This window comes from Lysinibacillus sp. NPDC056959 (genome assembly GCF_042674095.1).
GTDB classification, from domain to species: Bacteria; Bacillota; Bacilli; order Bacillales_A; family Planococcaceae; genus Lysinibacillus; species Lysinibacillus zambalensis.
In genome coordinates this window covers 114,778-127,392 of record NZ_JBHURE010000004.1, presented here as the reverse complement: position 1 = coordinate 127,392, position 12,615 = coordinate 114,778, and the positions used below count along the sequence as shown (strand labels likewise).

The 12,615-nt window shown below is 38.1% G+C and carries 14 protein-coding genes; 2 read left to right on the top strand and 12 right to left on the bottom strand.

Annotated features, from left to right (window positions below):
• Window positions 1–67: 67 nt before the first annotated feature.
• From ACFTQ7_RS06820 to sleB, 7 genes are all read right to left on the bottom strand, one after another.
• Window positions 68–1,084, bottom strand: coding sequence for an NAD(P)H-dependent glycerol-3-phosphate dehydrogenase (locus ACFTQ7_RS06820; protein WP_386827862.1), 1,017 nt, complete (start codon window positions 1,082–1,084; stop codon window positions 68–70).
• A 141-nt stretch (window positions 1,085–1,225) separates the two neighbouring features.
• Complete coding sequence (der, locus tag ACFTQ7_RS06815) at window positions 1,226–2,536, bottom strand: ribosome biogenesis GTPase Der (RefSeq protein ID WP_386827861.1); 1,311 nt, start codon at window positions 2,534–2,536, stop codon at window positions 1,226–1,228.
• 287 nt (window positions 2,537–2,823) lie between these two features.
• A complete protein-coding gene (gene rpsA / locus ACFTQ7_RS06810; protein ID WP_349661179.1) occupies window positions 2,824–3,960 on the bottom strand; it encodes a 30S ribosomal protein S1 in 1,137 nt (378 codons plus the stop codon).
• A gap of 103 nt (window positions 3,961–4,063) precedes the next feature.
• Window positions 4,064–4,738, bottom strand: coding sequence for a (d)CMP kinase (gene cmk, locus ACFTQ7_RS06805; protein ID WP_386827860.1), 675 nt, complete (start codon window positions 4,736–4,738; stop codon window positions 4,064–4,066).
• A gap of 335 nt (window positions 4,739–5,073) precedes the next feature.
• On the bottom strand, window positions 5,074–5,733 hold the full coding sequence (locus ACFTQ7_RS06800) for a flagellar brake protein (RefSeq protein ID WP_386827859.1): 660 nt from the start codon (window positions 5,731–5,733) through the stop codon (window positions 5,074–5,076).
• A gap of 85 nt (window positions 5,734–5,818) precedes the next feature.
• Complete coding sequence (locus ACFTQ7_RS06795) at window positions 5,819–7,102, bottom strand: PepSY1/2 domain-containing protein (RefSeq protein ID WP_349661176.1); 1,284 nt, start codon at window positions 7,100–7,102, stop codon at window positions 5,819–5,821.
• A gap of 15 nt (window positions 7,103–7,117) precedes the next feature.
• Window positions 7,118–7,936 carry a spore cortex-lytic enzyme gene (gene sleB, locus ACFTQ7_RS06790; RefSeq protein WP_386827858.1) on the bottom strand — a complete coding sequence of 273 codons (819 nt, stop codon included), beginning with the start codon at window positions 7,934–7,936 and terminating at the stop codon, window positions 7,118–7,120.
• 118 nt (window positions 7,937–8,054) lie between these two features.
• Here sleB and ACFTQ7_RS06785 point away from each other — a divergent pair, with 118 nt between their 5' ends.
• A complete protein-coding gene (locus ACFTQ7_RS06785) occupies window positions 8,055–8,261 on the top strand; it encodes a hypothetical protein (protein WP_386827857.1) in 207 nt (68 codons plus the stop codon).
• Between the two features lie 177 nt (window positions 8,262–8,438).
• On the opposite strand, the gene prsW is transcribed toward ACFTQ7_RS06785, so the two are convergent.
• Complete coding sequence (gene prsW / locus ACFTQ7_RS06780; protein WP_079559895.1) at window positions 8,439–9,113, bottom strand: glutamic-type intramembrane protease PrsW; 675 nt, start codon at window positions 9,111–9,113, stop codon at window positions 8,439–8,441.
• 338 nt (window positions 9,114–9,451) lie between these two features.
• On the opposite strand from prsW, the gene ACFTQ7_RS06775 reads away from it, so the two are divergent.
• On the top strand, window positions 9,452–10,420 hold the full coding sequence (locus tag ACFTQ7_RS06775; RefSeq protein WP_386827856.1) for an asparaginase: 969 nt from the start codon (window positions 9,452–9,454) through the stop codon (window positions 10,418–10,420).
• A gap of 28 nt (window positions 10,421–10,448) precedes the next feature.
• Here the strand turns inward: ACFTQ7_RS06775 and ACFTQ7_RS06770 are convergent, their stop codons facing one another.
• The 4 genes from ACFTQ7_RS06770 to ACFTQ7_RS06755 all read right to left on the bottom strand — a co-directional run bounded on the left by ACFTQ7_RS06770 (window position 10,449) and on the right by ACFTQ7_RS06755 (window position 12,473).
• Window positions 10,449–10,652: a hypothetical protein gene (locus ACFTQ7_RS06770; RefSeq protein WP_386827855.1), complete on the bottom strand. Its 204-nt coding sequence runs from the start codon at window positions 10,650–10,652 to the stop codon at window positions 10,449–10,451.
• A gap of 186 nt (window positions 10,653–10,838) precedes the next feature.
• On the bottom strand, window positions 10,839–11,081 hold the full coding sequence (locus tag ACFTQ7_RS06765) for a hypothetical protein (protein WP_386827854.1): 243 nt from the start codon (window positions 11,079–11,081) through the stop codon (window positions 10,839–10,841).
• 166 nt (window positions 11,082–11,247) lie between these two features.
• The gene (locus ACFTQ7_RS06760; protein ID WP_386827853.1) at window positions 11,248–11,439 is read right to left on the bottom strand and encodes a hypothetical protein; all 192 of its coding nucleotides are present in this window, start codon (window positions 11,437–11,439) and stop codon (window positions 11,248–11,250) included.
• A gap of 68 nt (window positions 11,440–11,507) precedes the next feature.
• On the bottom strand, window positions 11,508–12,473 hold the full coding sequence (locus ACFTQ7_RS06755) for a YpdA family putative bacillithiol disulfide reductase (protein ID WP_386827852.1): 966 nt from the start codon (window positions 12,471–12,473) through the stop codon (window positions 11,508–11,510).
• Window positions 12,474–12,615 lie beyond the last annotated feature (142 nt).

Genomic DNA, 12,615 nt, shown 5'->3' with positions numbered 1-12,615 from the left:
TTTTATGACAAAACTAATCAAATAGATTAGGTATATTGATTAACCTTATTTATCCATTTCCATTAATTTAGTATATCATGTCATCGATTTCTCGCTTTTTCATACGCATCATTAATGTATCAACCGCTATTTTGGGTTCGATATTATTAAATAGAACACTATAAAGCTCCGCTGTGATTGGCATAGCAACATCATATTTTTCTGCTAGCTGATAGGCCGCTTTTGTTGTGCGTACCCCCTCAACAACCATGCCCATTTGATCGAGTACCTCTGGTAGTTTCATTCCTTGCCCCAATAAATTACCTGCGCGCCAATTACGAGAGTGTACACTTGTACAAGTTACAATTAAGTCCCCCATGCCTGAAAGTCCTGAAAATGTGAATGGATTCCCTCCCATTTCAACACCAAGACGTGAAATTTCAGCTAAGCCTCGAGTAATAAGTGCCGCTTTGGCATTATCACCATAATTTAATCCGTCTGAAATACCTGCCGCTAATGCAATTACGTTTTTTAATGCGCCACCTATTTCTACGCCAATCACATCTTTGCTTGTGTAGACACGGAAATATTGGTTCATAAATAAATCCTGCACTTTTTCTGCGGCTTCAATGTTTGCACAAGCTGCTGTAACCGTTGTCGGGTGGTGTAAGACAACTTCCTCTGCATGACTTGGACCTGAAAGTACTACAACTTCTTCTACAAATTCTGCAGGTAGACTTTCTTCTAAAATTTCTGAAATTCGTTTTAATGTATCGGGCTCAATTCCCTTCGATACATGCACAAACAGTATTTTTTTATCGAGTGTTACGCACATTTTTTCACATACTTCTCGAATAGCCTTAGTTGGCACTGCTACGATAATTGTTTCCGAATGAGCAACTGCTTTAGCAATATCACTTGTCGCATACAAATTTGTCGGCAGTACAGTTTCCGGCAAATACTTTCTATTAGTATGCAGGTTGTTTATTTCTTCAGCTTGATCTGTTCGATGAGTCCATAAAAGTGTATCATGCCCATTTTCTGCAAGCACCATCGCAAGTGCTGTACCCCACGAGCCTGCTCCTAACACACAAACTTTTTCCATTCAAAATCCTCCCTTGTTAAGAAAAACAATTCACTCTTATTAGTTACGAAAAATGCTAGAGAAAATTATACTTTGCTCTTTTGTAAAAAGACGCCACCCAACAATATTGTCGGGCTGGCGTATTGTATGTGTATATTTTTCCTAAGCACGAGCACGGGAAATTAATCGAATTGGCGTTCCTTCAAAATCAAATGTATCTCGGATACGGTTTTCTAAAAATCGTTCGTAAGAGAAATGCATTAGCTCTGGTTCATTAACAAATACGACAAATGTCGGTGGCTGGATCGCAACTTGGGTAGCATAGTAGATACGAAGACGGCGTCCTTTATCAGCTGGTGCTGGGTTACGTGCCACAGCATCCTCAATCACCTCATTAAGGATAGATGATTGAATACGCATTGCATGGTTTTCACTTACACGTTGTATAATCGGTAAAATTTGATGTACACGCTGCTTTGTATTGGCCGATACAAAAATAATCGGTGCATAGTCTAAGAATAAGAAATGCTCACGGATTTGCTGTGTAAAGACGTTCATTGTTTTTTCGTCTTTTTCAATAGCATCCCATTTATTAACTACGATGACAACAGCTTTTCCTGCTTCATGCGCATAGCCTGCAATTTTTTTATCTTGTTCTTGAATGCCTTCTTCTGCATTTAGAACGACTAAAACAACATCAGAACGTTCAATTGCTCGTAACGCACGTAATACAGAGTATTTCTCTGTCGTTTCGTATACTTTCCCTTTTTTACGCATACCTGCCGTATCAATAATGACATATTCCTGACCATCATACTCATACGGAGTGTCAATAGCATCTCGAGTAGTCCCTGCGATATTACTCACAATAACGCGGTCTTGGCCTAAAAATGCATTTACTAACGAAGATTTTCCGACATTTGGACGACCAATTAACGAGAATTTAATAACCTCTTCTCCATATTGCTCTTCATCTTCCTTAGGGAAATGATTAGCACATTCGTCCAATAAATCCCCTAAGCCTAAGCCGTGAGAACCAGAAATTGGCCAAGGCTCACCAAAGCCAAGCGCATAGAAATCATAAATCATTTCGCGCATGTCCGGGTTATCAATTTTATTAACTGCTAAAACGACCGGTTTTTTTGTTTTGTATAAAATTTTAGCTACTTGCTCATCAGCAGCTGTTACACCTTCACGACCATTTGTCATAAAGATAATAACGTCCGCTTCATCAATGGCGATTTCCGCTTGTTGACGAATTTGTTCTAAAAACGGCTCGTCCCCAATCTCAATACCACCTGTATCAATAATATTAAAGTCATGTGTTAACCACTCTGCCGAACTATAAATACGGTCGCGTGTAACGCCTGGAATATCTTCCACAATCGAGACACGTTCTCCAACGATACGATTAAAAATCGTCGACTTACCTACGTTCGGACGACCTACGATGGCTACTACTGGTTTCGTCATCTGTACTTCATCCTTCCAACTTCTTGTCTTTCGCTATTATACACGAAAAATGCCATTATATCATATCATATCCATGAATGTGCGCGCTATGTATCGTTCTTTAAGTCTATTTAGAAATTTTTATATCATTTCGGCTGAGCTGTTTGAATGTTCATGTGATGTAATTATCTTCGAGTCTGATTTATTCTATCCGTTTTACTTTGATTGTTCTTCCCGTCGCTTTGGCTTTTCTATCCGTTTCCTCCATAAAAAAGCGAGGACACAAACCGTATCCTCGCTTGTCAAGTTTATTTAAAGTTTTTCAGCTTATCGCCAATGACATCACCGAAAGAGAAACCTGTGTTTTCTTCTGGTAATTCATAGTCGATTACTTCCTCTGCCTCAGGATTTTCAAGTAAATCTTTAATGCTTAATGCTAAACGGCCATCTGCAGCATTTACGTCAAGCACTTTCACCTGTACCTCTTGTCCTTCTTTTAAAGCTTCATGAGGCGTATTAATGTGCTTATGCGCGATTTGCGAAATATGCACTAAACCTTCTACACCTGGGAAAACTTCCACAAATGCTCCGAAAGAAGTAAGACGTTTTACTTTTCCATCTAACACTGTACCTTTAGCTGCACGCTCTTCAATGTTCGACCAAGGACCAGGTATCGTCTCTTTAATAGATAACGAAATACGCTCATTTGCTGGGTCTACAGAAAGGACTTTCACCTTCACCTCTTGTCCTTCTGATAAAACCTCACTCACATCACTCACATGCTCATGAGACACTTGTGAAATATGAACAAGGCCATCGATACCACCAAGGTCAATAAAGGCACCAAATGATGCAATACGCTGTACTTTACCGTCTAAAACATCGCCAGTTTTAATTTGGTTAATAACATCTTTCTTTTGAGAAGCTTTTTCAGCTTCCACTACAGCACGATGTGATAAAATCAAGCGATTTTTTTCTTTATCAAGCTCAACAATTTTAAAGTTAAGAGACTTACCTTTATAGTCTTCAAAATCATCAACAAAGTAGTCTTCTACTAGGGATGCTGGAACGAAGCCACGTACCCCTAAATCTACGACAAGACCACCCTTAACAATATCTTTTACTTCCGCTTCGAAAATTTCCTCAGCGTTGAATTTTTGCTCAAGTGTATCCCATGCTTTTAAAGCATCTACTTTACGTTTTGATAATACATAGTTTTCTTCTTCAACTTTTGTAATCATCAACTCCAACTCATCTCCGACAGAGATGACGTCAGACGCTTTTTCAATGTGTAAGCTTGATAATTCACTTATCGGTACAATACCGTCAAATGGTGCACCTGGGATTGAAACAGTTACCGCTTTTTCATCAACCTGCTCAGCGATACCTTTGACGATATCACCTTCGTTAAACGTTTGTTCTACATTGTTCATTTCTTCAGACATATGTAACCCTCCTTCGCATCTTCCCTTACTATTTTATTCGATATTGAAGACAAAGACAAAAATAAATCCTTTAAATTCAAAAAATTGTCTGAAATTTTCGGATTTACAGCATTTTTTCTTGCGCTAATTTTAAAATGGCCTGTGCTGCATCATCAATTGACAATGCTGTCGTGTCTAAAAATATGGCATCTTCTGCTTGAATTAGTGGTGATGCTTCACGCTCGCTATCCATTTTATCGCGCAGGGCAATTTCTTCTTGAAGCTTTTCAACGGTAGATTCAATTCCTCGCTTTTGATTGTCAATAAAACGACGTCTTGCTCTCTCTTCTACAGTTGCAGACATAAATATTTTTAGTTCTGCATTTTTTAATACATGTGTAGCAATATCGCGCCCATCCATCACTACACCGCCATTAGCTGCAAGTTTTTGTTGCTGCTTTACTAATAGTTCGCGTATTTTAGCATGAGCTGCTACTTGTGAAACAGATGAAGTGACCTCATTTGATCGAATTTCAGCAGAAACGTTCTTTCCATCTAAAAAGACAAGTTGTCCTTGAGAAGAAGGCTTTAAGTCAATTGTGCTAGATGCAAGCATTTCTGCTAATTTTATTTCATCATCTAAATGTATGTTTTGTTGCTTTGCTTTATACGTGACAGCACGATACATAGCACCTGTATCGATATAAGTAAATTCAAGTGCCTCTGCAACGATTTTTGCGATTGTGCTTTTTCCAGCGCCAGCCGGTCCATCAATCGCAATTTGAATGTTTTTCTTCATATTTCCCCCTACTTTCTATCACACCATATTGTATCATAAAAAAGCCCTCTTCAAGGAGAGGGCTTTCTAAAATCTAATTACTACTCGAGTTGAAGGTGTGTAAACTTCCTATCAATTATTCCTCGGCATAATTGCTCCAGAATCTACTTTGTGATTTGTCCTGCATGAGGGACGAATGATATCGATCATTTCAGTAAAATTTCACTGGACGTGGCGTTGTTAGACCGTGTTCCTCTTTTTCAGCGGGTTTTTGGACATCCGCTGAAAAGCAGCTTAAATCCGCATTCATCTCACCCACCTATAGCGGTTGAGAAAACAATTAATAAGCGAAAAAATTAATCATCAAAAGGATTTATTTCTTTACGACGATTTACTAACTGACGTTCAAAACAGAAACGAACAATATGTTGTTGGTCATCATCATCAGTATCTGTTAGTTGTATAGTGGCAATTTTTTGGGCATCTTTTTCGAATATACGAACAACCATCGCATCCGTAATCACGTATTTAACATCTCCGTTGGCATATGGTAAAACGATTGTTAACTGAACATCATCACCAGCTTGGAAATTAATTACCCCTTTCAAGAGAACTGCCAATCCACCTGCGCTAATATCCGTTGTTACTAGCTGATATTTGGCATCTTGAAACTGTATCGCTATATCTACAGGCGTTTCCACACGTACATATTCACGACGCTGAATTTTAATAAAGTCATCTTCCTTTGGACAATGCAACATAATCATAGGAATGTTACCAGCTCTACGCCCAACCACTTCAGTACTAAAAGCAAATGATTGTTTATCATCCGTATGAAAAGATGCTCTAAATTCAGATCCATCTATTAAAAAAGCTGTTTTGTTTGTGGCAACATTTATTGGATAATCGATATAAATAATATTTTCAGTTTGTTCTACAACTTTACAGCGAAATTTTTCAACACTCTCTGTATAAGTTGGTTCAAGTTCTAATTGAGTACCAATTTTTATTTCCATGAGCATCTCCTCGAACACAAATATACTTTATTATCGCATGAGATGCCCATTCTGGCTATATAAAAACTGGTAGTTTTTTCTTAGATTACGTTAAATATTCCACTTTTAAAACATTGTGATTTTCTGCGTCAATAACAATTCTGAACGTTTCTTGCGTATTTTTATCACGTACCGCAATTACCTCATAACAAAGGCGCTGTTCAAATTGACCATTATCTGTATAAATATTTCTTACTTCTTCTACTTTCACGTCGGCATCGAAGAAAGTTTTCCAATCAATTGGTTTTGCTGTTTGTTGTTTAATCGTCTCTTCCTGAATATATTCCATCGCATTTGCACCAAGTAACTCGCCTGTATCCTTAGCAAGTTTTAATTGCACCCCATCCGCATAAACCAATGCATTATCACCAGGGTGAACCCGTGCAAATGTCACATGCCATGCCTGATGATTTTCACGAGTTTCCACAAATGCAACATCATTCATTCCAAGTCGTTTTACATATTCTTCAGCTTTTTTCATAATTTCATCCTGCGATACCCTTGCTTCATCTACCGGACGTTCCACTAAGTAGGAAATTAAATGCCCGCCTTTTTCTGTTAAATCAACATATCCTAAACGAATGCCTTGGTGGAATTGGATATGATAAAACGGATATGGTGCAGTATCGCTACTTTTTGTAACAGTAAATGTTGCATCTTTTATGATAGGGAATAATTGTTTTACTTTTTCCAATGCTTCTTTTTCAGTAATGACTGAATCTTGTAATGCTTTAAGTTCTATTTTTTTCTGCCAATCCGATTCACTTAATGTAAGCGGGAAATCTTTTTCACCGTAATCCTTTAATGTCTTTTGTACATTATCAAATGTTGTATTAGGGTTCTTCGTATCTACTTGTCGTAACCAGACATCCATTTTACCGTTATTTTTATAAAAATCTACTGTTGCAGCTGACCATTCATCTGAAAGTGATTGTAAATTTGTAGAGACTTGTGGCATTTTTTCTCGCCAAGCTTGGTAATCACCTGTTTTAGATGTTTTCTTTGCCTCATCTCCGAGGCGCCCTAAGTAATTTAGCCAGTCGTTCGACATTTCCTGCCCGATAGGAATATTAGACATAGACGTTCGAACGTCAGAGCTTAGTCGCCAAACAGAATCTAACTCATTGTGAATCGCTTGATCATCTCGAAACAATAGAGATTGTGAAACAGCTCTTTGTAGATGCGATAATTTTTCAGATGCATCCGTTAAATTATCTGTGTACTGAGCTAGCACAGTACGTTGTAAACTTTTATTTTCTCCGTACATATTAATGCTATATGCCCCTAAGCCAATAACTGCCGCAGTGAGTATAACGAGCATAGTTCTCATTTGTTTTCCTCCTTTCTATGAACAGAAAATGTGTTCTCCAATTCGTTTAATTTGAGGTCTTGACCAAATCCACTTACTTGTAGCTGTTTTCGGATTAAAATAATAAAGTGCATTTTCTGAAGGATCCCATCCATTCATAGCATCAAGAACCGCTTCTTTTGCACGTTCGTTTGGTTCAAGCCAAATTTGTCCATCTGCCACCGCAGTAAAGGCTAGCGGTTGGAAAATGATACCTGAAATAGTATTTGGGAAATCAGGACTCTCTAAACGATTTAAAATAACAGCCGCTACTGCTACCTGCCCTTCATAAGGCTCTCCCCTAGCTTCACCATAAACAGCATTCGCGATTAACTGAATATCTCTGTCAGTATATTTTGGAGGTATTTGAGTTTGAGTACCATTATTATTACTACTACCACTGCTTTTACCGCCACCACCGCCGCCAGTGTTTGCTTTCACTTGCTGATCAAGTGGAACTCCACCAAAATAGGTGAATTGATTTCCTGCATTTAATTGCGCTTTGACCCATCCTTCATCGTAATCTGAATAACCTGATAAAGCTTTTTTAGTTTTAGCACCAGCTACCCCATCTATTGGTAAACCATATTTTTCTTGGAAATTACGTAAAGCCCAATATGTGTTATAGCCAAATTTGCCATCAATTTTACTTTTATAAAACCCTAAGTATTGTAGCCTTGCTTGTAGCTCAATTACATCATCTCCATAAGCACCACGAGAAATCTGTTGCTCGGTAAATGCAATGGCATCATTTTGCGGAATAGCAAATATACTAATCCCCAACATCAAAGCAAAAATTATGCTTACTAAACGCACTATCATCACTCCTTTTTTTCATAGCTTGAAACAAACGACTCATTTTATACATATCAATTTTGCTTCAGCAAAATTGCGTCCGGAATCGGCTTTGTTCTTAGGCCTGCAGATGTTTTTTGTGCGAAAGCGCAGTGCTAACGTAGCGTCAGCAAAAGGTCTTGGTTTTGTCTGTGCGAAAGCGAAGCGTCAGCAACACGGTTTTATCTGTGCGAAAGCGAAGCGTCAGCAACAACAACACGAGGGCCGACACGATGTCGGTCATTTCGGTAATGCCACAGGACGTGGCGTTTTTACCGATGCAGGTCAGTTAGCGTTCTTAGATTGAGTTCCTATATTTCAGCGTGTTTGGACCCCCGCTGAAAAGTAACTTAAATCCGCATTCCTCTCACCACCTATAGAGGTGGAAGATTTCTGTAGCTGACGTTTCACTTTCGCTACGAAAACATGTGCTGAAAGAAGTTAAAAAAGAAAAGCGCAGAAATCTTTTTTAGATTTCTACGCTTTATATTTTTTTATGCATATGCAAATGTTGTACTAGGTGATAGTGAGCAAGCTTGACTTTTCGTAGCCCAAACCACCACAAAAATAGCATAAAAGGTATCATTAAATATACCCAATATCCTTTAAATGATAAAATTGTATTATATAAAATGTGTAATACTACCGGTGCACAAAGCGCCATAGCAATCATTTCTTTCGTCTTTGCAAACTTTGAAAACTTGGCACGTCCATAATAATAGCCCATTACAACACCGAACAAAGCATGACTCGATACAGGTAATAATGCACGCATAAAAGCAGTATCTAAACCGAAAGAAAATAAATAAAGAACATTTTCAATCGTGGCAAAACCAAGAGATATGCTTGCACCATACAGTATGCCATCATAAGGATCATCGAATTCTACATGATTGTAGATTGCGATTAACAGAATAAACCATTTAAAAAACTCTTCAACTACACTCGAAAAAACTACATCTTGTAGATAAAGATATCGAAAGACCCCTTCCTCTGTTAGTACATATTGTAAGAACAAGATTGGGAACGTTAAAAATGCGCCATACAAAAACGTTTGAAGTAAGGTTCTTCTTGGCTCCGTTGCCATCTGATTGCGCAAATAAAAGTAACTAAAAAGCGCTAAACCGGGAGCAATGGCAGCTGATAATAAGATGATCATGATGCCGGCCCCTTTCAAAAATCAATTTCACCTTGACATAATGATGTTAAGATTTTAAAATTCGTGACATCCTTCTGACTTTTCCAACAATGTTTTTTATACGAAAGTGAAGCGTCCGGATCACAATGTTGGTTAACTTTAGCATTTTTGCAGGATGTGAAATTTCATAGCCTATGTTTATCTATTCTGTCGGTTATTGGACAAAAAGTATATCGTATGTCATAGGCGGAAAACTTTTGTGACATTTTCCGACAAAAAACATCTATTACATGAAGATAAACTGCTATTATTATACCATGTTATGACACAAAACTTTTTAAAAGGAGATATTATTTTTTATGAAAAAAACAATTTTATTAATTCATACAGGTGGAACAATATCTATGGCGATGAGCGATGAAGGTGCCGTTATGCCTAACAAGGAAAATCCTCTTATGAAGGAAAGTAGTAAACTTGATGCGCTTGCCACAATTATTGAAATGGAGGCATTTAACCTCCCATCACCACATATTACTCAAAAAGAAATGCTTAAATTACGTAATCTTATTATCGAAAAAGTTGCAGAGGAGAAAATTGATGGCGTTGTTATCACCCATGGTACTGATACATTAGAAGAAACAGCATACTTTTTAGAGTTAACGACTGATTTATCAATTCCTATTGTTTTAACAGGTGCCATGCGCTCCTCAAACGAACTTGGTGCAGACGGCGTTTATAATTTAGTAGAAGCCGTTCGTGTAGCTGTAGATGAAGAAGCTCGCGAGAAAGGCGTTCTTGTTGCCATGAATGACGAAGTCCACCTTGCTGTTAATACTACAAAAACAAGCACCAGTTCAGTAAATACTTTCCAGTCACCTCAGTATGGCCCGATCGGACTTATTACAAAATCAAGAATATTATTTCATCATGCTCCTATCCGCCGTCAATATGTAGATATAGATGGATTATCAAAACGAGTAGCCATGCTGAAAGTGTACGCTGGCATGGAAGTTGATTTACTTGATGTAGTACTCGCATGTAAATATGATGGCGTTGTATTAGAGGGCCTTGGACAAGGCAACGTCCCTCCATCAGTAGTGAAAGGTATTGAAAGTCTTATAGAACGCGGCATTCCAGTTATACTCGTATCCCGTTGTTTTAATGGTATCGCAGAAGGTGTATACGGCTATGATGGTGGTGGCAAAATGCTCGAAGACCTAGGAGCTATATTTGCAACCGGCATTAATGGTCAAAAGGCTCGATTAAAATTATTAATTGGGCTCAATAAAGTTGGAGCGCCTATTGATTTAAAAGAATTTTTCATGTAAGGCTAATGTATTCGATATTCACGTTGGCTTATGCATCTATAATTTGCTTATAATAACCTAAAATATTATGTAACTGATCGATTGCTATATCAAAATCTGGCTTAATAACAGACAGCTGTACGAAATTTCTTCGACGTAAGTATTGGCTATCCGCATGAACATAAAAACCATTTAAATTTAAATCTCTCTGTAAATTTGCCAAATCCTTAGAAAGCTGTAAAGTGATGAGCATCGGATACTGTCTAGTTGAAACTTGATAGTGCCTGAATGGTAGCTGCTGCAATGTTATGTTATCAATTATGCCTCGGCATAATTGCGTCCTTAATCGGCTTTGTGCTTAGGCCTGCACGAGGGCCGACACGATGTCGGTCATTTCGGTAATGCCACAGGACGTGGCGTTTTTACCGATGCAGGTCAGTTAGCCGTTATCGCATGGATGCGATGATTTTAGGCTAACATCCTTTGCGAACTCCTTTCCGATTCCGTGACATCCGCCGGAGGCTTTAACTTCTTTCAGCGGGTTTTTGAACACCTGCTGAAAGAAGTTAAAACGTTGCTGTAGCTGTCCATATCTTTCTGGATATGCTTGTAATGCTGCAACAACATTATCAACAAGTACTGCTGGTAATGTGAACGGAATCGAACTTTGTTGGTAAAACAATGAGAGCACCTTTTAAAGTATCCCCTAAAAAGGTCCAAATATAGCATCTTTTCCAATCACACTACCTGCATTTCTAGCCCCTATGTTTTTACTTCTTTCTTCCTGTAAATTAACACCATATACTTTTTAACAAAATAAGCCGTCATAAAGCTCCCTGCAAAATAACTCAGTAACCAAGGCATTCCTTCACACCTTTTTTATCAACTTCGATTTGATTAGAGAAATTACTTATCATCATTATAACGCGGGGTTGATTTCCGTTTCGAGTGGGCCTTTCATAGGGAGCATCTGATGAGCCACCTTGCTCTCTATCCGTCACTTCAGCCCTTTTTTCCTTCGCTTGGACTCTTTCATCCATCGCTTAAGCCCTTCTTTCCGAAAAAAAAAGCTGTATAAGCAGCTTACTTGCCTATACAGCTCCTATTGCTATTTTTCTTTTTCTACAATTGTCTTCGCAATACAATCGCCATGGAAACGACCATTTTCAATAAAAATTTCATTGGCATTATTTCCAGCTGCAATAACTCCTGCAATGAATAATCCTTCTACATTTGTTTCCATAGTTTCTGGATTAAAGAAAGGACGACCCGTTTCATCATCAATAGAGACACCCATTGCTCGAATAAATGAATGGTCAGGATGATAGCCTGTCATCGCAAAAACAAAATCATTTTTGAATGTTTTTTCGTTGCCATCCATTTCTACAACGACCTCATGCTCACGGATTTCCAGTATATTTGTATTGAAATGCATTTGGACTTCATCATTTCGTACTAGTCCTTCAAATTCTGGTAAAACCCATGGCTTGATGCTAGGTGAATACTCACTACCACGGTAGACAACAGTAACGCGAGCTCCGGCCTTATTCAACTCAAGCGCTGCATCTACTGCTGAATTTTTCCCACCGATTACAAGAACATCAGTATCAAAAAATTCATGTCCCTCTTTAAAGTAATGGTAGACTTTCTGTAATTTCTCACCTGGAATGTTTAAATAATTTGGATGGTCATAGTAGCCTGTTGCAATCACAACATAAGGTGTTGTATAAACCTCTTTATCTGTCGTTACTGTAAACATCTCTCCATTTTTTACAACGCTATCTACTTTTTCGAAGCGATTTACTTGAATATCCTTCAAACGCACAACTTCTCGATAATAAACTAGTGCTTGGTTTCGCTTTGGTTTACGACCTTCAATAATAAAAGGGACATCACCAATAGCTAGTCGTTCACTCGTACTAAAAAAAGTTTGATGTGTAGGGTAATTGTAAATCGCATTTACGATATTTCCTTTTTCAATAACAATTGGCTTTAAACCAATATTTTGCAAGGCTATTGCTGCTGCTAAACCACATGGGCCTCCTCCAACAATAATTGCATCTACTTGCTGCATTTCTTGACACTCCTATCAACTTTGTATTAGCAAAATACTAATACTTTACTTTTAACTTCTTTCAGCAAATGTTTTCGTAGCGAAAGTGAAACGTCAGCTACAAATGTCTTTTGTACCGATAGCGAGGCTACAGGTACAGAAG

Coding starts and splice junctions, on each gene's coding strand:
- ACFTQ7_RS06770 (WP_386827855.1), bottom strand. CDS start 10,652: ATGCTCATCACTTTACAGCTTTCTAAGGATTTGGCAAATTTACAGAGA.
- ACFTQ7_RS06755 (WP_386827852.1), bottom strand. CDS start 12,473: ATGCAGCAAGTAGATGCAATTATTGTTGGAGGAGGCCCATGTGGTTTA.
- rpsA (WP_349661179.1), bottom strand. CDS start 3,960: ATGTCTGAAGAAATGAACAATGTAGAACAAACGTTTAACGAAGGTGAT.
- ACFTQ7_RS06820 (WP_386827862.1), bottom strand. CDS start 1,084: ATGGAAAAAGTTTGTGTGTTAGGAGCAGGCTCGTGGGGTACAGCACTT.
- ACFTQ7_RS06760 (WP_386827853.1), bottom strand. CDS start 11,439: ATGGATGAAAGAGTCCAAGCGAAGGAAAAAAGGGCTGAAGTGACGGAT.
- prsW (WP_079559895.1), bottom strand. CDS start 9,113: ATGATCATCTTATTATCAGCTGCCATTGCTCCCGGTTTAGCGCTTTTT.
- ACFTQ7_RS06795 (WP_349661176.1), bottom strand. CDS start 7,102: ATGAGAACTATGCTCGTTATACTCACTGCGGCAGTTATTGGCTTAGGG.
- ACFTQ7_RS06775 (WP_386827856.1), top strand. CDS start 9,452: ATGAAAAAAACAATTTTATTAATTCATACAGGTGGAACAATATCTATG.
- cmk (WP_386827860.1), bottom strand. CDS start 4,738: ATGAAGAAAAACATTCAAATTGCGATTGATGGACCGGCTGGCGCTGGA.
- ACFTQ7_RS06800 (WP_386827859.1), bottom strand. CDS start 5,733: ATGGAAATAAAAATTGGTACTCAATTAGAACTTGAACCAACTTATACA.
- der (WP_386827861.1), bottom strand. CDS start 2,536: ATGACGAAACCAGTAGTAGCCATCGTAGGTCGTCCGAACGTAGGTAAG.